Annotated in this window: 19 protein-coding genes; 12 read left to right on the top strand and 7 right to left on the bottom strand. The window is 72.1% G+C overall.

The annotated features are described in order from the left end of the window. The first annotated feature begins 95 nt into the window (after positions 1 to 95). On the top strand, positions 96 to 3,494 hold the full coding sequence (locus AB0O19_RS24495) for a BTAD domain-containing putative transcriptional regulator (protein WP_363622327.1): 3,399 nt from the start codon (positions 96 to 98) through the stop codon (positions 3,492 to 3,494). A 208-nt stretch (positions 3,495 to 3,702) separates the two neighbouring features. On the opposite strand, the gene AB0O19_RS24490 is transcribed toward AB0O19_RS24495, so the two are convergent. Further along, positions 3,703 to 4,515, bottom strand: a complete 813-nt coding sequence (locus AB0O19_RS24490; RefSeq protein ID WP_363622325.1) for an ABC transporter permease — start codon at positions 4,513 to 4,515, stop codon at positions 3,703 to 3,705. Next, positions 4,512 to 5,534 (bottom strand): ATP-binding cassette domain-containing protein, encoded by a 1,023-nt coding sequence (locus AB0O19_RS24485; protein ID WP_363580866.1) that lies wholly within the window; start codon positions 5,532 to 5,534, stop codon positions 4,512 to 4,514. The genes AB0O19_RS24490 and AB0O19_RS24485 overlap by 4 nt, the downstream gene beginning before the upstream one ends. A gap of 346 nt (positions 5,535 to 5,880) precedes the next feature. Here AB0O19_RS24485 and AB0O19_RS24480 point away from each other — a divergent pair, with 346 nt between their 5' ends. After that, positions 5,881 to 6,414: an NUDIX hydrolase gene (locus AB0O19_RS24480; RefSeq protein WP_363622323.1), complete on the top strand. Its 534-nt coding sequence runs from the start codon at positions 5,881 to 5,883 to the stop codon at positions 6,412 to 6,414. Here the strand turns inward: AB0O19_RS24480 and AB0O19_RS24475 are convergent, their stop codons facing one another. Beyond that, positions 6,415 to 7,284, bottom strand: coding sequence for a hypothetical protein (locus tag AB0O19_RS24475; RefSeq protein ID WP_363622321.1), 870 nt, complete (start codon positions 7,282 to 7,284; stop codon positions 6,415 to 6,417). It abuts the gene before it with no gap. A gap of 613 nt (positions 7,285 to 7,897) precedes the next feature. Here AB0O19_RS24475 and AB0O19_RS24470 point away from each other — a divergent pair. The 4 genes from AB0O19_RS24470 (at position 7,898) to AB0O19_RS24455 (ending at position 10,864) form a co-directional block, all read left to right on the top strand. Next, positions 7,898 to 8,542, top strand: a complete 645-nt coding sequence (locus AB0O19_RS24470) for an ATP-binding protein (RefSeq protein WP_363622319.1) — start codon at positions 7,898 to 7,900, stop codon at positions 8,540 to 8,542. Positions 8,543 to 8,615: 73 nt separating this feature from the next. Continuing rightward, positions 8,616 to 9,734: a radical SAM protein gene (locus AB0O19_RS24465; RefSeq protein ID WP_363622317.1), complete on the top strand. Its 1,119-nt coding sequence runs from the start codon at positions 8,616 to 8,618 to the stop codon at positions 9,732 to 9,734. Between the two features lie 2 nt (positions 9,735 to 9,736). Beyond that, positions 9,737 to 9,934: a hypothetical protein gene (locus AB0O19_RS24460; protein WP_363622315.1), complete on the top strand. Its 198-nt coding sequence runs from the start codon at positions 9,737 to 9,739 to the stop codon at positions 9,932 to 9,934. Positions 9,935 to 10,018: 84 nt separating this feature from the next. Then, positions 10,019 to 10,864, top strand: coding sequence for a GNAT family N-acetyltransferase (locus AB0O19_RS24455; protein WP_363622313.1), 846 nt, complete (start codon positions 10,019 to 10,021; stop codon positions 10,862 to 10,864). Positions 10,865 to 11,007: 143 nt separating this feature from the next. On the opposite strand, the gene panB is transcribed toward AB0O19_RS24455, so the two are convergent. Next, on the bottom strand, positions 11,008 to 11,877 hold the full coding sequence (panB, locus tag AB0O19_RS24450) for a 3-methyl-2-oxobutanoate hydroxymethyltransferase (protein WP_363622311.1): 870 nt from the start codon (positions 11,875 to 11,877) through the stop codon (positions 11,008 to 11,010). A gap of 280 nt (positions 11,878 to 12,157) precedes the next feature. Between panB and AB0O19_RS24445 the strand changes: the two genes are divergently transcribed. From AB0O19_RS24445 to AB0O19_RS24435, 3 genes are all read left to right on the top strand, one after another. Next, entirely contained in the window at positions 12,158 to 13,768 is a 1,611-nt protein-coding gene (locus tag AB0O19_RS24445; RefSeq protein ID WP_363580870.1) for an MFS transporter, read from the top strand. 164 nt (positions 13,769 to 13,932) lie between these two features. After that, positions 13,933 to 14,583 (top strand): TetR/AcrR family transcriptional regulator, encoded by a 651-nt coding sequence (locus AB0O19_RS24440; RefSeq protein WP_363580872.1) that lies wholly within the window; start codon positions 13,933 to 13,935, stop codon positions 14,581 to 14,583. Positions 14,584 to 15,023: 440 nt separating this feature from the next. Continuing rightward, complete coding sequence (locus AB0O19_RS24435; protein ID WP_363580978.1) at positions 15,024 to 15,893, top strand: endonuclease/exonuclease/phosphatase family protein; 870 nt, start codon at positions 15,024 to 15,026, stop codon at positions 15,891 to 15,893. A 5-nt stretch (positions 15,894 to 15,898) separates the two neighbouring features. Here AB0O19_RS24435 and AB0O19_RS24430 read toward each other — a convergent pair whose 3' ends face one another. Beyond that, positions 15,899 to 17,653 carry an NAD+ synthase gene (locus tag AB0O19_RS24430; RefSeq protein ID WP_363622309.1) on the bottom strand — a complete coding sequence of 585 codons (1,755 nt, stop codon included), beginning with the start codon at positions 17,651 to 17,653 and terminating at the stop codon, positions 15,899 to 15,901. Between the two features lie 163 nt (positions 17,654 to 17,816). Between AB0O19_RS24430 and glnA the strand changes: the two genes are divergently transcribed. Beyond that, positions 17,817 to 19,178: a type I glutamate--ammonia ligase gene (gene glnA, locus AB0O19_RS24425; RefSeq protein WP_363580876.1), complete on the top strand. Its 1,362-nt coding sequence runs from the start codon at positions 17,817 to 17,819 to the stop codon at positions 19,176 to 19,178. 166 nt (positions 19,179 to 19,344) lie between these two features. Next, positions 19,345 to 20,562, top strand: a complete 1,218-nt coding sequence (locus AB0O19_RS24420; protein ID WP_363622307.1) for a hypothetical protein — start codon at positions 19,345 to 19,347, stop codon at positions 20,560 to 20,562. Here AB0O19_RS24420 and AB0O19_RS24415 read toward each other — a convergent pair. Then, positions 20,529 to 21,773 (bottom strand): acyltransferase, encoded by a 1,245-nt coding sequence (locus AB0O19_RS24415; protein WP_363622305.1) that lies wholly within the window; start codon positions 21,771 to 21,773, stop codon positions 20,529 to 20,531. The two genes, AB0O19_RS24420 and AB0O19_RS24415, sit on opposite strands and share 34 nt — an antisense overlap. Positions 21,774 to 21,966: 193 nt before the next feature. On the opposite strand from AB0O19_RS24415, the gene AB0O19_RS24410 reads away from it, so the two are divergent. Then, a complete protein-coding gene (locus tag AB0O19_RS24410; protein WP_363622303.1) occupies positions 21,967 to 24,999 on the top strand; it encodes a bifunctional [glutamine synthetase] adenylyltransferase/[glutamine synthetase]-adenylyl-L-tyrosine phosphorylase in 3,033 nt (1,010 codons plus the stop codon). 76 nt (positions 25,000 to 25,075) lie between these two features. On the opposite strand, the gene AB0O19_RS24405 is transcribed toward AB0O19_RS24410, so the two are convergent. Then, complete coding sequence (locus tag AB0O19_RS24405; protein WP_363622301.1) at positions 25,076 to 26,041, bottom strand: phosphatase PAP2 family protein; 966 nt, start codon at positions 26,039 to 26,041, stop codon at positions 25,076 to 25,078. Between the last annotated feature and the right edge of the window lie 58 nt (positions 26,042 to 26,099).

Genomic DNA, 26,099 nt, shown 5'->3' with positions numbered 1-26,099 from the left:
TGAACGTCCGAGGGCCCCGTCCGGGTTCCGCCGCCGGTGAGGGGCCCCTGGACAATTGTGCGCCCCGATCGCCGCCCATCGACCAGAATGGACCGGTGTACTACGGCATCCTCGGGACCACGACGGCCCACCACGACGACGGCACCCCGGTGCCGCTAGGCGGCGCCCGGCTGCGGGCACTGCTCACCGCGCTCGCCCTCCGGCAGGGCCGTCCGGTGCCCGCCGACCTGCTGGTGGACGAGGTGTGGGAGGCCGAGCCGCCCCAGGACTCCTCCGCCGCGCTCCAGACCCTGGTCGGCCGGCTGCGCCGGACCGTCGGCCGGGACGAGATCGGCTCCGGCCCGGCCGGGTACTGGCTGACCGACCCGGCCACCGACCTCGCCGAGTTCCAGCGGCTCGGCACCGAAGGCCGCCGCGCCCTCGACACCGGGGACCACGCGCTCGCCGCCGAGCGGCTGCGCGCCGCCCTGGCGCTGTGGCGCGGCCCCGCCCTGGCCGACCTGCCGGACCGCGGCGGCCCGGCCGCCCGGCTGGAGACCCAGCGCGAGGAGGCCCGCCGCCACCGGATCACCGCCGAACTCGGGCTCGGCCGGGCCGCCGAACTGGTCGCCGAGCTCACCGAGCTCTGCGAACGGCAGCCGCTGGACGAGCCGTTGCAGCAGCTGATGATCCGGGCGCTGCACGAGAGCGGTCGCACCGCCGAGGCGCTGCGCCACTACGAGCGGACCAGGCGCGCCCTCGCCGAGGAGCTCGGCGTCGACCCGGGGCGCCAACTCCAGTCCCTGTACGCCACGTTGCTGACCCCGGCCGAGGTCGAACCGGCGCCCGCCGCCGCGCCGACCACGCCCGCTCCGGAGTCCATACCGGCCCCGCCGGCCCCGCCGGCCCCGCAGGCCGCCGGGCGGCCGGGGGCGCCCCAACCCCCGCGCGTCGGCGGCAACCTGCGCGGCCGGCTGACCAGCTTCGTCGGCCGGGAGAGCGATCTCGCCGCACTGCGCGGGACGTTGACGGAGCGCCGGATGGTCACCCTGACCGGCCCCGGCGGCTCCGGCAAGACCAGGCTCTCGATCGAGGCCGGCCGCGCCGAGCAGTCCGCCGGGCACTGGCCGGACGGCGTCTGGGTGGCCGAACTCGCCCCGCTGGAGACCCCGGACGCGGTGCCCGCCGCCGTGGTCTCCGCGCTCGGCCTGCGCGAGATCGTGCTGCACAGCGGCGGCATGGTCGCCGAGGTGATCGAGAAGCGCGCCGAGGACCCGGTGCGCCGGCTGGTCGAACACTGCGGCCACCGCCGGATGCTGCTCGTCCTGGACAACTGCGAGCACCTGATCCAGGCCGCCGCCGACCTCGCCGACATCCTGCTCACCGAGTGCCCCGAGCTGACCGTGCTCGCCACCAGCCGGGAGCCGCTCGGCGTGCCCGGCGAGACCGTGCTGCCGGTCGAGCCGCTGCCCGACCCGGTGGCGCTGCGCCTGCTCACCGAGCGCGCCACCGCCGCCCGACCCGGCTTCGACCCGGACACCGACCCGGCGGCCTGCGCCGAGATCTGCCGCCGCCTGGACGGCCTGCCGCTGGCCATCGAACTCGCCGCCGCCCGGCTGCGGGTGATGACGGCACGCCAGATCGCCGACCGCCTGGACGGCCGGTTCGCCCTGCTCACCGCGGGCAGCCGCACCCTGCTGCCGCGTCAGCAGACCCTGCGCGCGGTGGTCGACTGGAGCTGGGACCTGCTGGGCAAGCGCGAACGGGCGGTGCTGCGCCGGCTCTCGGTGTTCGCCGGTGGCTGGCAGCTGGAGGACGCCGAGGCGATCTGCGCGGACGGCGTCGAGGTGGTCGGCGGGGAGGTCGCCGACCTGCTGCTGTCGCTGGTCGACAAGTCCCTGCTGGTAGCCGACCTGGACGATGGCAGCCTGCCGCGCTACCGGATGCTGGAGACCATCCACGAGTACGCGACCGAGCGCCTCGCCGAGTCCGAGGAGGAGCGCGACGCGACCGGGGCCCGCCACCTGACGCACTTCCGTACCATCGCCGCCACCGCCTTCCTGAACATCCACGGCCCCCAGCAGCTGCACTGGCTGACGGTGCTGGAGCGCGAGCTGGACAACATCCGGGCCGCGCTGAGGCGCGCCATCGACCTCGGGGACGAGGAGCAGTCGCTGGTCCTCACCCTCGGCATGAGCTGGTACTGGTCGCTGCGCGGCTACAGCATGGAGGCCCGCGGCTGGTACGACGCCGTCGCGGCGCTCGGGCCGGATCCGTTCGGCCCGAAGCCGCCCGTACCGCTGGAGCGGGACGTGCTCTCCTACGGCCTGCCGATGCCCGAAGGGGTCGTCGAGGAGGCCCGACGACTGCTCGCGATGTACCGGCTGATGGGCATGTTCGAGGGGAACCTGGACGTGCTCGGCAACCCGGTGGCGATCGCCGTCGCGGAGCAGCTGCTGGAGGTCTACACCCCGGAGCTGCCGCAGGCCTACCGGTTCCCGGGCCTGATGCGGGTGTTCGGGGCGTTCCTGGCCGGCCGGCTGGAAATGATGAGGAGCCTGCTGGACGACGCCGTCCGCGGCTGCGAGGAGCACGGCGGGCCGAACGACCTCGCGTTCATCCTGCAGCTCCGGGCCAAGATGCTGAACGACTGGCCGGGCGGGGCCGACCAGGGAATCCTGGACGGCCAGCGCTCCCTGGAACTGTTCGAGCAGGCCGGCAACCTCTGGGGGGTCTCCCAGGCCCTGTCCGCCCAGGGCGAGTCGCTGGCCAACCGGGGCGATCCGGAGGCGGCCGCCGTCGCGTACGAGCGGGCGATCGAGCTGGCCGAGGAGCTGGGGACGCCGCACGAGGTGCCGATGCTGCGGGTGAACCTCGGCTCCGCCCTGCTGGAGCAGGACATGGAGCGCGGCGAGCGGATCATCCGGGAGACGCTGGCCGGGCTGGATCACCACAGCGCGGACCACTCCTCCACCGGCGCGCTGCTGTTCGGCGGCCTCACACTCTGCGGCGTCCACATGCTGCGCGGTGAGTACGCGCAGGCGCTGGCCGAGCTGGACCGGATGGAGGCGACCAGCGTCGGCAGCTTCGCCCCGGGGATCGTGACCGGGATGCTGACCACCACCCGGGGCTGGATCACCGCCCGGGCGGGCCGGCCGGACGAGGGGCTCGCGATGCTGCGCGAGGGGCGGACGCTGCTGCGCGAGACGTCGCGCACGAGCGGCTTCGGCGAGCAGATGACGGTCATGGTGGTCCCCGCGGTGGTGGGGGTGCTGCGCGCCTTCGCCGAGCGCGACGGCGACCTGGAGCGGGCCCGGCAGGCCACCGTGCTGCACGGCGCGCACCACGTGCTGAACGGCCCGAAGGGCGGCTACCTGGACCGCGTCGAGCGCGGCCGGGCGGCGACCGACCTGCGGGCCCAGCTGGGCGACGCCGCGTTCGAGGCCGCCCACGCCGCCGGCGAGGGCCTGACCCCGGAACAGGTCCGGGAGCGGATGTACGAGTGGATCGGCTGACCGGCGTCCGTCCCTGGTCACCGGCCAGCCGACAGGAGTGGATCGGCTGACCGGCGTCCGTCCCTGGTCACCGGCCAGCCGACAGGAGTGGATCGGCTGACCGGCGTCCGTCCCTGGTCACCGGTCAGCCGTTCCGCCGGCCGGCCCCGTCCCCTGGTGCCGGCCGGTCGCCCCCCGGCCCTCCCCCGCGGAGGGCCGGCGGCCGTTCTCAGGTCCGCTTGCGGAAGCGGGCGACGGCGAGCGGCGCGAAGATCGCGGTGGTGGCCACCGACCAGATCAGCACGACCATCACCGGGTGGGCCAGCGGCCCCTGGCCGTTGAGCAGGGAGCGGGAGGCGTCGGCGAGCGCCGACAGCGGGTTGACCTTGGTGAAGGCCTGGAGCCAGCCCGGCATGGTGTCGGTCGGCGCGAAGATCGAGCTGCCGAACTGCATCGGCATCAGGACCAGCATGGCCACGCCCTGGACGGCCTGGGCGCTGCGCAGCGCCATGCCCAGCAGCATCGAGACCCAGACGATCGACATGCCGAACACCAGCGACAGGCCGACCGCGGCCACGACCTCCAGCGGACCGGTCTTCACCTCGAAGCCGATGCACATCGCGAAGCCGATCAGGATCACGAAGGAGAGCAGCGCCCGGCAGGTCTCGGCGGCCATCTTGGAGAGCAGGACGGAGGCCCGGCCGATCGGCAGGGTCCGGAAGCGGTCCATCACGCCGGTCTGGAAGTCGCTGTTCAGGCCGGTGCCGACGGCCATCGCGAGGGTGAGGCCGGTCTGCCCGAGCAGGCCGGGGATCATGTACTGCTTGTAGGAGTCCTGGTTGCCGGAGACGGCGCCGCCGAAGACGTAGACGAACAGCACCGTGAAGATGACCGGCATCAGCACGGCGTCGAACATCGACTCCGGGTCGGCCTTGATCCGCATCAGGTTGCGCCGGGTCAGTGCGCCGACGTGGCGGAAGGTGCCGGACAGGCCGATCCGGGGGTCCTCCACCCGGGCGGGGGCGACGGTGGCGGTGGTCATGCGACGGGCTCCTTGGCGAGGCTGGGGGCGGCGTCCGCGGTGTCGGCGGGCTTGCCGGTGATGGCGAGGAAGACCTCGTCGAGGCTGGGCACCTTGGTGTCGATGCCGGCTATCGCGAAGCCGCGGCCGCCGAGCACCCCGATGACGGCGGTCAGCTGCTCGTCGTTGGTGATCGGCACCGCGAGCAGCCCGGTGTCGGTGGAGACGGTGGCGCTGGTGATGCCGCGGTCGTGCAGGCAGCGGGCCATCTCGGGCAGCTCGGCCGGGTGGACGGCGCGGATCTGGAGGGTCTGGCCGCCGACCTTGGCCTTGAGCTCGGCCACGCCGCCGTTGGCGATCACCCGGCCGCGGTCGATGACGGTCAGCTCGTCGGCGAGCTGCTCCGCCTCCTCCATGTACTGGGTGGTGAGCAGCACGGTGCTGCCCTCGGCGACCATCCGCTGGACCTCGTCCCAGACCTCGTTGCGGGTGCGCGGGTCGAGGCCGGTGGTGGGTTCGTCCAGGTAGAGCACCTTGGGGCGGCCGATCATGCTGGCGGCCAGGTCGAGGCGGCGGCGCATGCCGCCGGAGTAGGTCTTGGCGGTCCGCTTGGCGGCCTCGGTGAGCGAGAAGCGCTCCAGCAGTTCGGCGGCCCGGGCCTTGGCCTCGCGGCTGGGGAGGTCGAGCAGCCGGCCGATCAGGTAGAGGTTCTCGTACCCGGAGAGGAGCTCGTCGACGGAGGCGTACTGCCCGGTGAGGCCGATGGTGCGGCGCAGCTGCTTGGGCTGGCGCAGGACGTCGTAGCCGCCGACGAACGCGGTGCCGGCGTCGGGCTTGATCAGGGTGGAGAGGACCCGGACCAGGGTGGTCTTGCCGGCGCCGTTGGGGCCGAGCACGCCGAGCACGGTGCCCTCGCGGACGGTGAGGTCGACCCCGTCGAGGGCCTTGGTGGTGCCGTAGTGCTTGACGATGCCGCGGACCTCGACGGCGTTGCCCGCGGCGGTCCCCCGGTCGTTCGGGGCGGTGGCGATTCGTGTCATGCCCCTAGGTTGTCCGGCCCGGCTGTCAGCCCCCTGTCGGCCGGCGCCGCTCGCTGTCAGGCCGCTGTCACCCGGCTGTCACCGGCGTACGGGGATACGGCCTCCAAATTATTTCAACACCAAAAGAAAAGATTTTTAATCGGTGGCGCCTCCTCGGACGAGGAGGCGCCACCGAAAGAAAAAATTCTGAACGAACAGGGAGGGACCAGGCTCGGAATGAAGGGGGACTTGGCAACTGTCTGCCGACATCACCACTATTCGTCAGTCTGACGCGAATTAGTCGGAGGGGCCTGCCCGGGGCGCCGACCTCTGAGATGCTGAGGGTCCATCGAGGGAGGCTTCAGCAATGCAGTGGAAGATCCACGGGGAACGTCCGATCTACGAGAACCCATGGGTGAATCTGTGGTTGGCCGACATCGAGCAGCCCGACGGCCACCGCTGGGAACACCACGTGGTCAAGCTGCGGCACCTCGCTGTGGCGGCTGTCGTGAGCGACCGGAAGCAGGTCCTCATGATGTGGCGGCACCGCTTCATCACCAATACCTGGGCCTGGGAACTCCCGATGGGGCTTATCGAGCCGGACGAGAGCCCGGCAGAGGCGGCAGCCCGCGAGACACTGGAGGAGACCGGCTGGAAGGTCGCTGGGGTCGAGCCGCTGATCTACGCCCAGCCGGCCAACGGGATCACGGACTCGGAGCACTTCGTCTTCCGGGCCGACGCTGTCGAGTACGTGGGCCCGCCGACCGAGCGCAACGAGTCCGACCGAGTCGAGTGGATTCCCCTGTCCGAGCTTCGCGGCATGATCGACCGCCGCGAGATCGTCAGCAGCGGCACGCTCGTGGGAGTGCTGTACCTGCTGCTTGACGAGGCCGGTCACTGATCACTCGGCCATGCCGGTGATCCGGTCGGACAGTTCCGCGGCCGAGGCGCTGCTGCGGTAGGGCCTCAGGAGTCGGCAGAACTCATGGAGATGGGCGACCACCCTGGGGGACTCGATGGCTGCGGTCAGGGCGAGGGCCTCCCCAGCGGTGGCGCATGCCAATTCGACCTCTCGCCGCTGGAGTTGGGTCCGTGCGAGCCAGAAGGTATGGAACGCGCGGCCTCTGAGGTTCGCCATCGGCTCCGCCTTCAATCCTTCGGCGATGAGCGGCTCGGCAGCCCCGGCTTCATTCAGCCGGCCGAGGACGATGCCGGTATCCACGGTGAGCTTGGTGTGGTCGAAATACCGAACCCAGGCGGGGTCGCCGTCACCATCGGCGATGCACCCGAAGTGGCGATGCGCCTCGGTGATCGCGCGATGGGCTGCCTCCCGATCGTGCGCACTCGCGTGACCGAAGGCTTCCCGCACCGACAGCATCGCCAGGAGTCTCGGTGTACCTCCGGCAGAGCGTGCGTTGTCCTGCGCGGCCCGGGCGAGCGTGATTGCGTCCTGAGGCTTGTCCTGGTAGGTCGCCTGGAGGCTGAGGCACGCAAGTACGTTGGCGATGAACGTGCGGTCGTCGATCTCCCGCGCGAACCGAAGTGATTCGGTGAAGTAGCCCTGCGCCGCGCTGTACTGCCGCGCGTCGAAGTACGTCCAGCCGGCAAGGCGGGCGAGCTCGGCCGCGATGCCGTGGAGACTGCGCCGGTAGTTCGGGTCGACAGCGTCCCGTATGACGCCCATGACGTACCTCAGTTGACCGATCACCGCAGGTCGGAGCGCCTCACCGCCGTGCTGATCGTCGCGCCGCCAGTAGTCCTCGATGGACACCTGAAGGGAGCGGAGGACATTCGGTGTGGCCCTGGATCCGGCTGCGATGGCCAGGATGTCATCCAAGGTGTTCTCTGTTGGCGCGTCCCTGGCCGGCCTCGAGGTATACGCAGGGTCAACCATCACTGGTGACCCTGCGCGGGGGTGTGGACCTTCCCAGCTACGATCCGCAAGCCCGAGCATGCGGCCGGGAATCCGTAAGCCATCCGCGATGCGCTCGATGACGACCATGTTGGTGATCTTCGGGCGCCCCTTCATCACCTCCCCCACCCTGCTGGGCGTCAGCTCACAGGCCCGTGCGATGCGTGAAGGGTGGAACCCCCCTTTGCGCTTGGCGAGTTGGAAGATTCTTGCGAAGTCTCGATCCGCGCAGGCCGCCCTCATCTCGGGGTCCGCGAGCAGGCGACGCGGAAGCCCGGGCGGCCCCATTGGCTCACTCACGACCGGCCCCCTGCAGCAAAGGATCATCGCTCAGCGTCACTTGAGATAACTGACCGCAAGTTTACCCATCGTGGGTACACACGCTGGCCTTACCTCGAAGCCGCCGCCTCGGGATTCTGGTGCTCCTCCGGATACATGCCCGGAGGAGTACCCGACTGAGACGGCCCCGCCAATGAACCGCACCGACGCTGCCACGATCCCGAAGCCGCACTCCTGGGATGTCGAGCCGAACCCGGCGACCATCCGGCCGGCACGTCGACTGATCCGGCACCTCGCCGCTTCCTGGCGGGTTCCGTTGACGGACGACGCTTTGTGGGATGCGGAGTTGTGCGCGGGCGAGCTGCTGGCCAATGCCATCGAGTACGGACAGGAGTGCTGCCGCATCACGGTGCTGTGGACTGGCGCCCGCCTGCGGGTCGAGATCGCTGACCGGAGTCCGCAGCCGCCGGTCAGGAGCAAGGCCGACGACATGGCCACCAACGGCCGTGGCCTCCTGCTGGTGGAGGCACTGGCTCACTCCTGGGGCTGGCACCCGGTGGAGAAGGGAAAGGTGGTGTGGTTCGAAGCGGCCCCCGACCGAGCCGTGACGGGGGTCGATCCGGCCAGTGGTCGTGGGGCGACCGTCTCCTCTCCCTCGTCTCGATACGAGATTCGCCCGATCGACTCCTGCAGCCCGCACTTCCTGTTGCTGGAGTGCTGGGGGATCTACGACCGCGAGCGGCACGAGTACCTGCGCGCGTTGGGCGATCCGCACCGGATCAGGCGCTTCTACACCCTTGCGTCCGCTGAGGCGTACCTGCGCTACCCCGGCGCCTGACCGCCTGGATCCGCCCAGGCACTTCGGCCCGCCGTCGGCGGCGCCTTCCGAATTGCTCAGTGAAGGAGGGAACATGCACAACCTCATCGCCAGTCCGTTCTTGGACGAGTACCTGTTGGTGCGGCCGGGCAGCCGTGGCGGCCTTCGGCTCCCGCACTCCTACTACGAGGACCTGCGTGCCCATGACCCGGCCGAGGCGGCTCCCTCCTGGCTCGTGGACGCCGTGGGCACCCAGTGGGCCGACCTGGAGGTCACCGGCCGGCCGGTGGGCGAGTTCCTGTTCGTCCGCGAGCCCTCCCCGTGGGGTTACTCCAGGGCGTCGTGGGAGATCAACCTCGGCTGCAACTACACGTGCAAGCACTGCTACCTGGGACTCAAGGTCAACTCCGGCATGCCGTTGGCCGACAAGCTGGCGTGTCTGCGGATCATGGCCGAAGCTGGCGTGCTGTGGCTCCAGATCACCGGTGGGGAGCCCACCGTGGACAAGGACTTCCTCGTGTCCTATCGGACCGCCTTCGAGCTGGGCATGATGATCACGGTCTCGACGAACGCCTCGCTACTGTGGCGCGAGAACCTGCTTGGCCTCCTCCGGGACTGCCCGCCCTACCGGGTCACGGTGTCGATGTACGGCGCCACGAAAGCCAGCTACGACGAGCTCACGCAACGGCCGGGCGCCTGGGACCTGTTCGTCCAGGGGATGAACGCCGCGCGCCACGCCCGGCTCCCGCTACGGATGAGCGTTGTCGTCACCGACGACAACGCGCACGAGGAGCAGGCGATGATCGACCTTTGCCGGTCGTGGGGGTTGGAGTACAACGTCTTCACCAACATGACGCCGACGATCTACGGCGGTGCCGAGTCCCTGACCGCGCAGTCCAAAGAGCACCTGCGCATGCGCAAGCCGTTCGCCGGGTGCAACGCGGGCCACAGCTTCTTCCACACCGATCCCCACGGTCTGGTGTCCATCTGCAAGATCGGCCGTGACGACCAGATCAGTCTGCCCGCTGAGGGGATCGACGGCCTTGCCCGGCTCGGCGTCATCGCCGACCGCCTCATGCTTCGCACCGGTGGCTGCTCCGGCTGCCAGCTCTCCGGGTCGTGCACGGTGTGCCGACCCTTGGCCAAGCACTACCAGGAGGCGAAGGCACCACTCGGTTCCTACTGCCAACACGGCATCAAGAAAGCAGGATGAACATGACCGCAGTTGCCATCGAGATCTCCCCGAGGCGTCCGCTGCCGGGGGACGGCCCGACCCAGCGCCTGCCGTACCTGACGCGGCCCCTGGGCGTCTCCGTCCCGCCCGTCACCGAGATCACCACCGTCGCCGACCTGGACGACACCATGGAGTCGATCAAGTGCTCGTGCTCCGCAGGTGACGACAACCCGCACTGATCGCGATCGGTCGGTGATGCTCAGGCCCTGACGCGGTTCGCGTCAGGGCCTGAGCCCGGCGTGGCAGCCGAGTAGCGTGGGCGCATGGGATTCCGCTGGGACTGGCTGCAACCCCGCATCTCCGTGCCGTACGTGCCGGCACTCGGCCCCGTTCACCCCGACGTGATGGGCCCGGAACTTCTGAACGACGTGTTCGCCGTCGCCGGCACCGGCCGGTTCCTGTCCCACGACAAGGACCGGCGCTGGTCGGACCGCAAGGGCGAACGGGTCCTGGTGGACGACATCGTCCAGGACCGCGAGCACACCCTGATCCCGACGATCACCGACCGCGGGATCCTGCGGCTCCACCTCTACGGTGCCTCGGAGTGCCTGCCCGGAGCCCGCGAGAACGCCGCCGGACTCGCCACCCTGCGCGGAGTCGCAAAAGCCCGCGTCGTGTGGTTCCAGGAGGCCCCGGAGCCTCTGGCCGCATCCACCCGCGTCCAGCTCAGGACCTTCGACAGCCGCGTTCCCGCTGTCGACGGAGTCGAGGCCCTGTCCGGAACAGCCGCGGACGTGGCGAAGACCTTCGAGGCCTTCGCCGAGAAGCTGGCCGGCGAGGGGTTCGCCTTCCTGCACTCCAGGCTCGAAACCGTCGGCCCCGTTCTGATCGAGGTGCGGGACGGGCGGGTGGCCGGTGCCATCGGCCCCATGGAGACGATGGCTGACCCGATCGGGCGAGTCCGCCTCCTGCCCCAGTACTTCGGAGTCCTGCCGGAGTACCGCGGACTCGGCCTGGGGCGGCAACTGTGGCGGGCCGCCATGCACTGGGGCCGGGCGCACGGCGCCGACTACCAGCTGCTGCAGACCGCCGTCGGCGGCGCGTCCGATCACCTCTGCCAGAGCGAAGGACTCGCCGACCTGGGGGTCGTCTGCGTCTCCGACATCTGAGCGGATCGAGCTCCGCCGAGGCCGGGATTCGTCCTGTCTCCCCGCGGCCAACGAAGGAACCGCGGGGCCCTGCCCTTTTCGACCGGCAACGTCGCCGCTTCGGCGATGCCGAAGCGGCGACGGGCGACGGTGCGGGTAGGCCGTCAGTGGAAGCTGTGCTCCGCGGCCGGGAAGGCGCCGCCGCGGACGTCCTCGGCGAAGGCGCGGGCGGCGTCGCCGAGGACGGTCCGCAGGTCGGCGTACTGCTTGACGAACTTGGGCACCCGGCCCGCCGTCATGCCGGCCATGTCGGTCCAGACCAGGACCTGGGCGTCGGTGTCGGGCCCGCCGCCGATGCCGACGGTCGGGATGGCCAGCTGCTCGGTGACCTGGGCGGCCAGCTCGGCCGGCACCGCCTCCAGTACGACCGCGAAGGCGCCCGACTGCTGGACGGCCTTGGCGTCGCGCAGCAGCTGGTGCGCCGCCTCGTCGCCGCGGCCCTGGACGGGGTAGCCGCCGAAGGCGTGCACGGACTGCGGGGTGAGGCCGATGTGCGCCATCACCGGGACGCCGGCCTCGACCAGCAGCTCGATCGAGCGGGCGCTGCGCTCCCCGCCCTCCAGCTTGACCGCGCCGACCCCGGCCTCCTTCATCAGCCGGGCCGCGTTGCGCATGGCCTGCGCGGGGGACTCCTGGTAGGAGCCGAACGGCAGGTCGGCGACGATCATCGCGCGCTTGGTGCCGCGGACGACGGCGGCGGAGAGCATCACCATCTGATCCATGGTCACCGGCACGGTGGTCTCGTAGCCGAGGTGGCAGTTGCCGGCGGAGTCGCCGACCAGCAGGACGGGGATGCCGGCCTCGTCGAACACTCCGGCGGTGAGGGCGTCGTAGGCGGTGAGCATCGACCACTTCTCGCCGCGCTGCTTGGCGCTGGCGAGGTCGCGGACGGTGATGCGGCGGTTGGTGACCCCGCCGTAGAGGGTGGCGGTCGCCGCCTGGTTCTGGGCAGGCGAAGGCGAAGAAGCGTTCATCGAACGGACTCCTGAAGGGTTGTCGTCTCGTGGCGCCGTGCGGCGTCCCCGGATCACCTCCATGCTTGCACGCCCCGGCGTGCGCGCAAAGGGGCGTGCGGGCGGTCGGGTGCGATCTGCGGCACACCGGCGAGCGCGGGCGGCCCCGGGCTTTGCCGCGTTTTTACGAAACGGAGTCGTCTCGTATCGTAATGGCCGCTACCCTGGTGCCGGGGGGTTACGAGACGACCATGGCTCGGAATTGCCCGCCAGTGCCACACCACCACGGACGGGAAGACCAATGACCACCGCAGCCGCGCCACCCCGCGTGCCGGAAGCCATCCACCGCCGACGCTGGGCGATCCTCTGCACCCTGGTGCTCGCCCTGCTCGTCGTCGTCCTCGACAACTCGATCCTCAACGTCGCGATGAAGACCATCGCGACCCCCGCGCCGGTCGGCCTCGGCGCCAGCCAGAGCGACCTGGAGTGGTCGATCAACTCCTACACCCTGGTGTTCGCCGGGCTGCTCTTCACCTCCGGCCTGCTCGGCGACCGCTTCGGCCGCAAGCGCGCGCTGCTCGGCGGCATGGTGGTCTTCGGCATCGCCTCGCTGCTCTCCGCGCTGGCCGCCTCGCCCGGTGAACTCGTGGGCTACCGCGCCCTGATGGGCGTCGGCGCCGCGCTCGCGATGCCCGCCACGCTGGCCATCATCATGAACGTGTTCGAGCGCTCCGAGCAGCCCAAGGCGATCGGCATCTGGGCCGGCGCGGTCGGCCTGGCCATCGCCATCGGCCCGATCACCGGCGGCCTGCTGATCGAGCACTTCTGGTGGGGCTCGGTCTTCCTGGTCAACGTCCCGATCGTGATCGTCGCGGTGATCGCGATGATCGTCCTGGTGCCCGAGTCCAAGGACCCGAACCCCGGCAAGCTCGACCCGATAGGCGTGCTGCTGTCGATCATCGGCCTGGTCGCGCTGATCTACGGCATCATCAAGGGCGGCGAGCTGGCCGACTTCACCGCCGCCGAGGCCTGGGTGCCGACGCTGGTCGGCGTGCTGGCGCTGGCCGCCTTCGTCTGGTTCGAGGGCCGCACCCGCTTCCCCGCGCTGGACGTCACCTGGTTCCGCAACAAGGTGTTCAGCGCCTCCGTCGTGGTCGTCGGCGTGGTCTTCTTCGCGCTGATGGGCGTCTCCTTCTTCGGCGTCTTCTACATCCAGAGCGTGCGCGGCTACAGCGCGCTCCAGGCCGGCCTGCTGATGCTGCCGCTGGCCGTCGCCCAGCTCCTGTTCGCGCCGCGGGCCCGGCTGGTGGTCGACCGCTTCGGCGTCGCCGCCACCGCCGCCGTCGGCATGCTGCTGATCGCGGTCGGCTTCGTCGGCTACACCCTGCTGGGCGTCGACACGCCGATCTGGGTGCTGATCGTGCTCGGCCTGCTGATGGGCACCGGCATGGCGCACGTCATGCCGCCGGTCACCGTCGCGATCATGGCCTCGCTGCCCCGCGAGAAGGCCGGCGCGGGCTCGGCCGTCAACAACACCTTCCGCCAGGTCGGCGGCTCGCTCGGCGTCGCCGTGCTCGGCGCGGTGCTCTCCACCGTCTACCGCGACGGCATGACCGACACGCTCAACCAGCTGCCCGACGACCTGCGCGGCAAGGCCGGCGAGTCGCTGGAGGCCACCCTGGCCATCGCCGAGCGGATGGGCCCCAAGGGCGCCGCGCTGATCGGCCCGGCCGACGACGCCTTCGTCAGCGCCATGCACGTGGTGGCCTCGCTCTCCGCGGGCATCACGGTGGTCGGCGCGCTGATCGCCTGGTTCCTGCTGCCGCGCCGGTCGGCCGCCCCCGGCGGCCCGGCCGGGAAGGCCGCCGAGCAGCCCGACCAGAGCCGCAAGGCCGTGGCCGCGGACGCCTGACCCTCGATCGCACTGAGCGACAATGGCCCTGTCACCCGGGTGAACCCCCGGGCGGCAGGGCCGAGGTCCAGGACGGCGGCCGCCACCCGGCCCGGTCCACGGACCACCATCGGAAACGGAGCGGCGCCCGTGCGCCACGCGGACAGCGAGGGAGTACAGCGGGGATGAAGACGGACACCCCGGCCGCCGGAGCCGGACAGCCCTGCGCCGCCGTACGCCGCGGCCGCCCGCGCAGCGAGGCCGCCGAGCAGGCCATCTTCGCCGCCGTCGAGGACCTGATGGCCGGCGGCACCGCGCTGTCCGAGCTCACCATCGAGGGCATCGCCGCCGCGGCCGGCGTCGGCAAGGCCACCATCTACCGGCGCTGGCCCAACAAGGAGGCCCTGCTGGTCGACGTGGTCAGCCGGCTGGAAGTCCCGATGCCCGCGCCGACCGACGGCACCGCCCGGGACCACCTGATCGAGATGATCGACTACATGCGCCGGCGCGGCCTCGCCAAGCGCTCCCGCTGGGTGCTCAAGGCCGCCCTCGGCCAGATGCAGGGCCTGCCCGACCTGTACAGCGCGTACCGCGACCGGGTGATCAAGCCGCGCCGGGAGGCGGGGCTCACCCTGATCCGCCGCGCCATGGACGAGGGCGTGCTGCGGTCCGACCTCGACGTCGAGCTGCTCGGCGACATGCTGATGGGCCCGATCCTGTACCGCAGCATCCTCTGGGACGACTCCGACCTGGAGGACCCGGACCTGGCCCGCCGGATGGTCGACTCGCTGCTCGAAGGCCTGGCGCCGCACGCGGCCTCCGGCTCCCGCGGCTGAACGCGCTCCCGCGCCCCGGACCCCGCGCCCCGGTCCCGTACCCGCAGCGACCTGCACCGACCTGCGTCCGACCTGCGTCCGGCGTGGCCTGGCTCACCAAACCGGGCCACGCCGGAACCCGCTCCGACGGCCCCGCGTCTGTCCCGGCATAGGCTGAGCCGGGTATCCGATCAAACCGGCACCAGTCCGGCACCCGCCCGTACCCCACGGGCCGGACACCGGACCGGCGACGGCACGAACAACGGGAGCCACGGATGACGCAGGCGGACAGGACCGACCGGAGCACGGCCGGGCCCTGGGGCGAGGCGGGCGCCCCGGCCCCCGCGGGCCGTCCCGGAGGGTTCCTGGGCCTGCGGCACTGGGGCCGGGACGGCCGCGGCGCCACCACCTGGCGGCGCGGCCTGGTGGTCGCGGTGCTGGCCGTGCTCACCGCCCTGCTGATGGCCCTCCACGCCGACGTCCCCAACAGCGCCGGCAACCTCGGCAGCCTGCTGGAGACCTTCCTGCCCTGGATCGGCCTGGCCGTCCCGGTGCTGCTGGTCCCCGCGCTGCTGCGCCGTTCCGCCACCGCGCTGATCGCGCTGCTGCTGCCCGTCGCGATCTGGCTCAACCTGTTCGGCGGCCTGCTCAGCGACAAGAGCGGCGGCACCGGCGACTGGACGGTGGTCAGCCACAACGTCGCCGCCGCCAACCCCGACGTGCCGGGCACCGTCCGCGGCCTGGTGGCCTCCGGCGCCCAGATCGTCGCCCTCCAGGAGCTGGCCGGCAAGCCGCTGCGCGACTACGAGAGCGGGCTCGCCGAGGCGTACCCGTACCACGAGGTGGAGGGGACGGTCGGCCTCTGGTCGAAGTACCCGATCAGCGGAGTCTCGCCGGTGGACCTCAAGATGGGCTGGACCAGGGCGTTCCGGGCCCAGGTAGCCACCCCGCAGGGCCCGGTCGCGGTGTACGTCGCGCACCTGCCGTCGGTGCGGCTGAAGGCCGAGGGCGGCTTCACCGTCGACCAGCGGGACGTCAGCGCGCAGGCGCTCGGCGACGCGATCCAGGCCGAGCCGGTGAAGAAGGTGCTGCTGCTCGGCGACCTCAACGGCACCATGAACGACCGCAGCCTGGCGCCGGTCACCTCGCAGATGCGCTCGGCCCAGGGCGCCGCCGGGGACGGCTTCGGCTTCAGCTGGCCGGCGTCCTTCCCGATGGCCCGGATCGACCAGATCATGAGCAAGGGCGGCCTCGCGCCGGTCGACTCCCGCACCCTGCCCCGGGACGGCAGCGACCACCTCGCGGTGGCCGCCACCTACCGGTTCAACTAGCTGGGTCAGCCCCGCCGCCAGCGGTTGGTGATCGGCAGGCGGCGGTCCCGGCCGAAGTTCTTGACCGAGATCTTGGGGCCCGGCGGGTACTGCCGCCGCTTGTACTCGGCGGTGTCGACCAGCCGGACCACCCGGTCCACCACGGCCGGGTCGAAGCCGGCCGCGACGATCGCGTCCCGCCCCTCGTCGCCCTCGATGTAGCGGGCCAGCACGCTGTCCAGCAGGTCGTAGTCGGGCAGCGAGTCGCTGTCCTTCTGGTCCGGCCGCAGCTCGGCGGACGGCGGCTTGGAGATGGTGTTCTCCGGGATCGGCGGCACCTCGCCGCGCCGCTCGGCCTCCTCGTTGCGCCAGTGGGCCAGCCGGAAGACCAGCGACTTGTAGACGTCCTTGATCGGCCCGAACGCGCCCACCGAGTCGCCGTACAGGGTCGAGTAGCCGACGGCCAGCTCGCTCTTGTTGCCGGGCGCGAGCACGATGTGCCCCTCCTGGTTGGAGATCGCCATCAGCAGGGTGCCGCGCAGCCGGGACTGCAGGTTCTCCTCGGCCAGGCCGGTCAGCTCGGTCGCGCCCAGGTAGGCGTCGAACATCGGGGCGATGGAGACGGTGCGGTAGTGCAGCCCGGTCCGGCGGGCCAGCTCGGCCGCGTCGTCCCGGGAGTGCTGCGAGGAGTAGCGGCTGGGCATCGAGACGCAGTACACGTTCTCGGCGCCGATCGCGTCCACCGCGATGGCGGCCACCAGTGCCGAGTCGATGCCGCCGGAGAGGCCGATCAGCACCGAACGGAAGCCGTTCTTGGTGACGTACGCCCGGGTGCCGGAGACCAGCGCGGCCCAGATCTCCGCCTCGTCGGACAGCCGCGGCGCCACCTCGGGGGTCGGGGTGTCCGCGGGCGCGGCCTGCGGCTCGCCGCCCAGCTCGGTGCGGACGAGGTGCAGGCCGTCGCTCAGCAGCAGGCCGTCGGTGTGGTCGCCGCCGGCGGCCGGCAGGTCGAGGTCCAGCACCAGCAGGTGCTCCTCGAACTGCGGGGAGCGGGCCAGCACCACGCCGTCCGCGCCGACCACGATCGAGTCGCCGTCGAAGACCAGCTCGTCCTGGCCGCCGACCATGTTGACGTAGGCCAGCGGGCAGCCCGCCTCGGCGGCCCGGCGCCGGACCAGCTCCAGCCGCTGGTCGTCCTTGTTCCGCTCGTACGGCGAGCCGTTGACCACCAGCAGCAGCCCGGCCCCGGCCTCGCGGGCCGCGGTGACCCGGCCGCCGTCCTGCCAGATGTCCTCGCAGATGGCCAGCGCGACGTCCACTCCGTGCAGCCGCAGCACCGGCAGCTGCTCGCCCGGGACGAACCAGCGGTACTCGTCGAACACGCCGTAGTTGGGCAGGTGGTGCTTGGCGAAGCGGGTCACCACCTCGCCCCGGTGCAGCACGGCGGCGCAGTTCTGCGGGGAGCCGGCCGGGCGGCCGAACCTCGGCGAGGCGTGCTCGGAGCGCCCGAGGTAGCCGACCACCACCGGCACCTCGCCCAGCCCGTCGGCGGCCAGCCGCCCGGCCAGCTCGACCAGCGCGCCCCGGGACGCCTCGACGAAGGAACTGCGCAGGGCGAGGTCCTCGACGGGGTAGCCGGTCAGGGCCATCTCGGGGAAGGCGACCAACTGGGCGCCGGCCTCCACGGCCTGCCTGGTCCAGCGCACCACCTCATCGCTGTTGCGGGCGATGTCACCGACCCAGGGGTCGATCTGGCTCAGGGCGAGACGGAGATTGGGCATGCCTCCGAGTGTAATCGTCGATCTGACGCAATGTGCTGCCCGGGGGGTCGGACCGGGGTCCGGACTGCCGTCCCGCGCGGTGATCGGCCATGATGGGGGCAGTCGCGTCCGGGGGTCTTCCGGGCGTAACACGAGCGTAAAGAGCAGAGGTGAGACTGTCCCCATGGGCAAGCAGCAGCAGTTCGTGCTTCGGACGCTTGAGGAGCGTGACATCCGGTTCGTCCGGCTGTGGTTCACCGACGTGCTCGGGTTCCTGAAGTCGGTCGCGGTGGCTCCGGCCGAACTGGAGCAGGCCTTCGAGGAGGGCATCGGCTTCGACGGATCGGCGATCGAGGGCTTCGCCCGGGTCTACGAGTCCGACATGATCGCCAAGCCGGACCCGACCACCTTCCAGATCCTGCCGTGGCGCTCGGAGACCCCCGGCACCGCCCGGATGTTCTGCGACATCCTGATGCCCGACGGCTCGCCGTCCTACGCCGACCCCCGGTTCGTGCTCAAGCGCACCCTGGAGAAGGCCTCCGCCCAGGGCTTCACCTTCTACACCCACCCCGAGATCGAGTTCTTCCTGCTGAAGAACCTGCCCGGCGACGGCACCCCGCCGATCCCCGCCGACCAGTCCGGCTACTTCGACCACACCCCGCGCGGGGTCGGCCACGACTTCCGCCGACAGGCCATCACCATGCTGGAGTCGATGGGCATCTCGGTGGAGTTCTCCCACCACGAGGGCGCCCCCGGCCAGCAGGAGATCGACCTGCGCTACGCCGACGCGCTGTCCACCGCCGACAACATCATGACCTTCCGTCTGGTCATGAAGGAGGTCGCGCTGGAGCAGGGCGTGCACGCCAGCTTCATGCCCAAGCCGTTCTCCGACCACCCCGGCTCGGGCATGCACACCCACCTGTCGCTGTTCGAGGGCGACCGCAACGCCTTCCACGAGACCGGCGCCGAGTACCAGCTCTCCAAGGTCGGGCGCTCCTTCATCGCCGGCCTGCTCAAGCACGCCGCCGAGACCGCCGCCGTCACCAACCAGTGGGTGAACTCCTACAAGCGGATCTGGGGCGGCTCCCAGCGCACCGCCGGCGCCGGCGGCGAGGCCCCGTCCTACATCTGCTGGGGCCACAACAACCGCTCGGCGCTGATCCGGGTGCCGATGTACAAGCCCGGCAAGCAGGGCTCCACCCGGATCGAGGTCCGCTCCCTGGACACCGGCTGCAACCCGTACCTCGCCTACGCCGTCACCCTCGCGGCCGGCCTCAAGGGCATCGAGGAGGGCTACGAGCTCCCGCCGGGCGCCGACGACGACGTCTGGGCGCTGTCCGACTCCGAGCGCCGCGCCCTCGGCATCCAGCCGATGCCGCAGAACCTCGGCGAGGCGATCGACCTGATGCAGCGCAGCGAGCTCGTCGCCGAGACCCTCGGCGAGCACGTCTTCGACTTCTTCCTGCGCAACAAGCGGCAGGAGTGGGAGGAGTACCGCTCCGAGGTCACCCCGTTCGAGCTGCGCAAGAACCTCCAGGTGCTGTGAGCACCTGAGGCTCCCAAACACCTCCGGGCCCGCTGTCGTTCGATCGGATGACAGCGGGCCGTCCGCTGGGGTGGGATCGCTTCCCCAATGGCGGTATGTGAAGATCCTGTGACGGACAGTTGTGGTCCGATGGGCGTGCTCGTCCGTTCCGTCCCGAGAGGATCCCATGCCCTCCTCCGCTGTCAGCCGCGCCGCCGCGGCCCGCCTGCTCGCCCGCCGGGCCGTCGTCGCGGGCGCCGCCCTCGCCGCCGTCGCGAGCCAGCTGCTGGCCACCCCGGTCGCCGACGCCCGTGGTTCCGGCTCCGGTTCGTCGAACCCGCGCCCGCGCGCCGAGACCATCGCCGAGAACCCGCTGCCGTTCACCACCCGCTTCCAGGGCGACTTCCACGGCTCCGTCACCAGGATCAGCAACTCGCTGATGACCTGTGACGAGACCAAGCCGCCGGTCGACCCGGCGCAGCCGCCCTGCGAGGACGCCCGCAAGGGCCTCGGCAGCATGCCGATCAACAACAAGTACGAGATGAAGTACATCAACATCGACCCGGGCTCCATCGGCCCGCTCGGTGACCCGATCTACTCCGCCAGCTCCGCCGACCTCGGCCTGATCGACGGCTCCAAGGTCAAGTACGCCCGGCTGTACTGGGGCGGCACCCGAGGCATCGGCGACACCGTGCTGCCGGAGAACCAGATCGACGAGGTGTACCTCAAGGTCCCGGGCGAGAAGCAGTACCGGGACATCGCCAACGACCAGCCGTCCATCGGCTACATCACCACCGACGTGGAGAGCAGCTACCAGGCCTCCGCCGACATCACCGACCTGGTCAGGAACGCCGGCAACGGCACCTACACCGTCGCCAACATGGACTCGGTGGTGAAGCCGCACAGCTGGGGCGGCTGGACGATCGTCGTCGCGTACGAGAACGACTGCAAGCCGATGCGGCACATCCACCTGTGGGACGGCTTCCAGGTCGAGCTGCCGGACAGCCCGACGCGGCAGATCAAGCTCACGGGGCTGCAGACGCCGCAGAGCGGTCAGCTCCACGGCAAGCTCGGCTGGGTGGTCTACGACGGCGACCTCAAGTGGACCGGTGACACCCTGTCGGTCAAGTCCACCAACGGGCCCGAGACGCTATTCTCCGACATCAACCACGCGCCGGACGACGCCTTCAACTCCACCATCGAGGAGCTGACCCCGGAGGACCAGTTCGCCCGCAACCCGTACAACCGCAACAACTTCGGCTACGACTCCAACCGCTGGGACATCTCGCCGTACCTGCGCAACGGGGACACCGACCTCACCACCACCTTCAACACCCAGAAGGACGGCTACGACATCGGCGTCTTCTACGCCTACGTCAACCTGGACGGCTCCACCGACGCCTGACCGGCCGCCGCCCGGCGCCGCTGCCGACCCACCCGCACCGCGCGGGCCGGCAGCGGCGCCGCCGCGTTCCCGCCGGGCCGGCGCGGCGAGCCGCGCAGCAGCCGCTCGCACGGCCGCTCCACCCAGCGGTACAGGCCCGCCGCCACCGCCAGCGACCCCCCGGCCAGCAGCAGCCAGACCCCGAGCGCCGCCGCCCCGGGCGCCGGGCGGCCCGATTCGGCGAGCCAGCAGCGGATGCCGATCTCGTGCACCAGGTACCAGGCGTAGGACCACTCGCCGAGCCGCACCGCCGCCCGCCCGGCCAGACCTCGCCCGGCCAGACCTCGCCCGGCCAGACCTCGCCCGACCGGTCCCCGTCCGGCCGGTCCCCGTTCGCCCGGCGGCCGGGGTGCCGCACCGGCCGCGTCCCGCTGGGCCGCCGCCACCAGCAGCGCCGCGAACAGGGCCGCCGGCACCAGCTGGGAGGCGCTGTACGGGCCCCACCACAGCGCGTCCGGGACGGCCGCGTGCCAGGGCGCCAGCAGCAGGTGCCAGCCCGCCACCGCCGCGGCCGCCGCGCCCAGCCGCACCCGGGGGAGCAGCCCGTGCCGCACCGCCAGCCCGACCGCCACCCCGAGCACGAACTGCGGGGTACGGGCCAGCGGCAGGTAGTCCAGCAGCCAGCCGCGCACCGTCGGATCGGCCGGCAGCAGCGGGCCCGCCGCCCACAGCGCCGGGCCGAGCGCCGCGCACACCGCCGCCACCGGCAGCCAGGCGCGGCGGCGCGGCGCCAGCAACCGCAGCAGCAGCGGGAACAGCAGGTAGAACCAGGCCTCGGCGCCCAGCGACCAGGACGCCGGATTGCCGCCGTACACCGTCGCCTGCGCCCACGGGTGCACCAGCAGCAGCGACCAGAGCGCGGCCGCCACCGGCAGCGCCGTGCCGATCGCGGCGTCCGCGCCCAGCGACAGCACGGTGCTCAGCACGTGCAACGGCCAGATCCGGGCGAACCGGCGGCGGGCGAACGCCCCGGCGGGGACGGGCGAGCCGCCGTACGTCCAGGCCAGGACGAAACCGGACAGGACGAAGAAGAACGTCACCCCCGAGCGCCCGTACCAGGCGAGCGGATCGAGCACCGGCAGCCCGCCGACCTTGCGGGACAGGTGGTAGAGCACCACCAGCAGGGCGGCCCAGAAGCGCAGCCCGGTGAGCGAGGGCAGGCGGCTGGGCATCGGCGCTCCGGGATGGGACGGGATGGGCGGGGTGAGGCGGTCGGCGCCGGGAGAACGAGCGCGGCGGGCCCGAGGTCACGGACGGGCGGCGCGGCGCGCGGCGGCGGGCCGTCCGGCGGTCGTGTCCGGCGGTCGTGTCCGGCGCCGGGCCGTCAGGGCGCGTAACCTGCTGGGGCGGACGGATGGAGGGGCCATGGCGGTGGACGAGCAGCGGGCCGGGAGCCGGGTCAGCCGGCCGGAGATCAGGCTGGTCAGGCGCGGGTTCACCGACCCGGCGCAGGCGGTGCGGCTGCTGGCGGGCCCCGGCCTGGAAGGCCTGGCCGACGACCCCGTGCTGCTGGACGCGCTCGGCGCCACCGCCGACCCCGACCTCGCCCTGCTCGGCCTGGCCCGGCTGCTGGAGGCCGCCGACGAGGCCGAACGGCGCACCCTGCGCGACACCCTCACCACCTCCAAGCCGCTGCGCGACCGGCTGCTCGGCGTGCTCGGCGTCTCCACCGCGCTCGCCGACCACCTGGCCCGGCACCCGCACGACTGGCACATGCTGGTCACCTTCGAGCTGCGCGACATGCACCCCGGCCCGGAGGACTTCCGCCGCGCGCTCGCCGAGGGCGTCCGGCGCGGCCGGGAGGGCGGCCGCAGCCCGGCGGACGCGCTGCGCGTCGCCTACCGCCGCTGCCTGCTCGCCATCGCCGCCCGCGACCTCACCGGCACCACCGACCTCGCGCAGACCGCCGCCGAACTCGCCGACCTGGCCGGCGCCACCCTGCAGACCGCCCTGGACCTCGCCGCCGAGCAGGACCAGGACGCCGCCCGGGCCTGCCGGCTCGCCGTGATCGGCATGGGCAAGTGCGGCGGCCGCGAACTCAACTACGTCTCCGACGTGGACGTCATCTTCGTCGCCGAGCCGCGCGAGGGCGTGGACGAGCACGAGGCCGTCAAGGCCGCCACCCGGCTCGCCGCCGCCCTCACCCGGCTCTGCGCGGACACCACCGGCGAGGGCACCATCTGGCCGGTGGACGCCAACCTGCGCCCCGAGGGCCGCAACGGCCCGCTGGTGCGCACCCTGGCCAGCCACCTCGCCTACTACCAGCGCTGGGCCAAGACCTGGGAGTTCCAGGCGCTGCTCAAGGCCCGCCCGGTCGCCGGGGACGCCGAACTCGGCGCCGCCTACCTGGAGGCGCTGGCCCCGATGGTCTGGCAGGCCGCCGCCCGGGACAACTTCGTCACCGACGTGCAGCAGATGCGCCGCCGGGTGATCGACTCGATCCCCGCCACCGAACTGGACCGCCAGCTCAAGCTCGGCCCCGGCGGGCTGCGCGACGTCGAGTTCTCCGTCCAGCTGCTCCAGCTGGTGCACGGCCGCACCGACCCGGCGCTGCGCAGCGGCAACACCCTGGAGGCGCTGGCCGCGCTCTCCCGCGGCGGGTACGTCGGCCGGGCGGACGCCGTCTCGCTGGACACCGCCTACCGCTTCCTGCGCTCCCTGGAGCACCGGATCCAGCTCTACCGGCTGCGCCGCACCCACCTGATGCCCACCGGCGCGGAGGACCTGCGCAGGCTGGCCCGCTCGCTGGCCGCGCTGATCAACGACGACACCCGCTCCGACCCGGTGGCCGCGCTGCAGCGCGAGTGGAAGCGGCACGCGGTCGAGGTCCGGCGGCTGCACGAGAAGCTGTTCTACCGGCCGCTGCTCGACGCCGTCGCCGAACTGCCGCCGGGCGCGGCCGGGTTGACCCCGGACGCGGCCCGGGCCCGGCTGGAGGCGCTGGGCTACGCGGACCCGGCCGCCGCGCTGCGCCACCTCAGCGCGCTCGCCTCCGGGGTGAGCCGCAAGGCCGCGATCCAGCGCACCCTGCTGCCGGTGCTGCTCGGCTGGTTCGCCGACTCGGCCGACCCGGACGCCGGGCTGCTCAACTTCCGCCAGGTCTCCGACGCGCTCGGCCGCACCCCCTGGTACCTGCGGCTGCTGCGCGACGAGAGCGCCGCCGCCGAGCAGTTGGCCCGGGTGCTGTCGGCCGGCCGGCTCGCCCCCGACCTGCTGCTGCGCGCCCCCGAGGCGGTCGCCATGCTGGGCGACCCGCAGGGCCTGGCGCCGCGCGGCCGGGCCGCCCTGGAGCAGGAGATACTGGCCGCCGTCGGCCGGGCCGGATCCACCGCCGCGGCCGTCGCCGCCGCCCGCTCGGTGCGCCGCCGGGAGCTGTTCCGGACCGCCGCCGCGGACGTCCTCGGCCGCCTCGGCGATGACCCGGCCGAGGCGCTGGACACCGCGGGGGAGGCGCTGACCGCGATCAACGCCGCCACCCTCCAGGGCGCGCTGCGCGCCTGCACGGCCGGCTGGGAGGCCGAGCACGGCGACCTGCCAACCCGGATCGCGGTGATCGCGATGGGCCGGTTCGGCGGCCACGAGCTGGGCTACGGCTCGGACGCCGACGTGCTCTTCGTCCACGAGCCGCTGCTCGGCTCGCTGGAGCAGGACGCCGCCCGGGCCGCCCAGGCGGTCTGCAACGAGCTGCGGACCCTGCTCGGCGCGCCGTCCACCGAGCCGCCGCTGCTGGTCGACGCCGACCTGCGGCCGGAGGGGCGCAGCGGCCCGCTGGTGCGCACCCTCGCCTCGTACGCGGCGTACTACCGGCGCTGGTCGCACGCCTGGGAGAGCCAGGCGCTGCTGCGGGCCGAGCCGGTGGCCGGGGACGAGGAGCTGGGCGCGCGGTTCCGGCAGCTGATCGACCCGCTGCGCTACCCCGGTGTCGGGGTGCCGGAGCGGGACCTGGTGGAGATCCGCCGGATCAAGGCGCGGATCGAGGCCGAGCGGCTGCCGCGCGGCGCCGACCCGACCACGCACACCAAGATCGGCCGCGGCGGGCTGGCCGACGTGGAGTGGACGGTGCAACTGCTCCAGCTCCAGCACGGGCACGAGCTGCCGGCCCTGCGCACCACCCGGACCAGGGCCGCGCTGGCGGCCGCCGCCGGAGCCGGGCTGGTCGGGCGCTCGGACGCGCAGGTGCTGGACGCGGCCTGGGTGCTGGCCTCCCGGGTGCGCTCGGCGGTGATGCTGGTGCGCGGGCGGCCCGGCGACAGCTTCCCCGGGGAGGCCCGGGAGCTGGCCGGGGTGGCCCGCTACCTCGGGTACGGCGCCGGGCACAGCGGCGAGCTGGTGGACGACTACCGGCGGACCACCCGGCGGGCCCGGGCGGTGGTGGAGCGGCTGTTCTACGGCGGCTGAGGCCGGCGGCCGAGGTCCGGGCACGCGAAAGGGGCCCCGGGTGGGGGCCCCTTCGGTTCGTCCGGGTCCGGCAGCTCTACCGGCGGGCGCCGGTCGCCGCGGGTTCGCTCCACTGCTCGGGGACGGTGATCGGCTCCTCCGCCGCCTCCCGGGCGGGCACCTGGGGCAGTTTGTAGACCCAGGAGTGGTACAGCCAGCGGGCGGTGAGGAAGCCCACGGCCAGGCAGAGCTCGCCGCCGACGGCGTCCATCCAGAAGTGGTTGGCGGTCGAGACGATCACCGCCAGGGTGGCCAGCGGGTAGAGCAGGCCGAGCACCCGGACCCACGTCCGGCGGGCCAGGTAGAAGATGGCCAGCCCGCACCACATCGACCAGCCGATGTGCATCGAGGGCATCGCCGCGTACTGGTTGGACACGTGCGCGGCGGGCCCGGAGGCCATTGAGCCCCAGGTGCCGTGCACCTTCACGGTGTCGATGAAGCCGCCGTCGGTCATCAGCCGGGGCGGTGCGAGCGGGAAGAAGAAGAAGCCGATCAGGGCGATCGCGGTGGTGGCGAACAGCACGGTGCGGGCGGCGACGTAGCGGCCGGGGTGGCGGCGGTAGAGCCAGACCAGCACGCCGATCGTCACGACGAAGTGCAGCGTCGCGTAGTAGTAGTTCATCCCGGTGATGAGCCACCCGACGCTGTTCGCGGCGTGGTTGATCGAACGCTCGACGGCGATGCCCAGCGACTGCTCCAGGTCCCAGATCCAGCGCGCGTGCTTCTGGGCTATCGAGGCCTGTTCCGGGACGGCGTTGCGGATGATCGAGTAGATCCAGTAGCTGATCCCGATCAGGGCCAGTTCGAACCAGATCTTCGGCCGGGCCGGTGAGCGCCGCTGGTCGCGGATGCGGCCGCGCAGTGCGGCGATACGGGACTGAGTGGCGCGGGCGGCTCCGTCGGGCAGGCGTCCCGAGGAGGCCGACCGTGCTCCGGAACCGTCACCACGCGCCGCTTCGGCGCGCTGTTCGCGGCCGTGCTGGATCTTGGTCGGTTCCCCCATGGACGAGAAGTCTGCCAGACGTCCCGTCGCCGTCCGATCATCCCCTGGCAGTGGATTC

Origin of the sequence: Kitasatospora sp. NPDC091276 (assembly GCF_040684355.1) — a bacterium.
GTDB lineage: Bacteria > Actinomycetota > Actinomycetes > Streptomycetales > Streptomycetaceae > Kitasatospora.
This window is presented reverse-complemented; position numbering and strand designations above follow the sequence as displayed.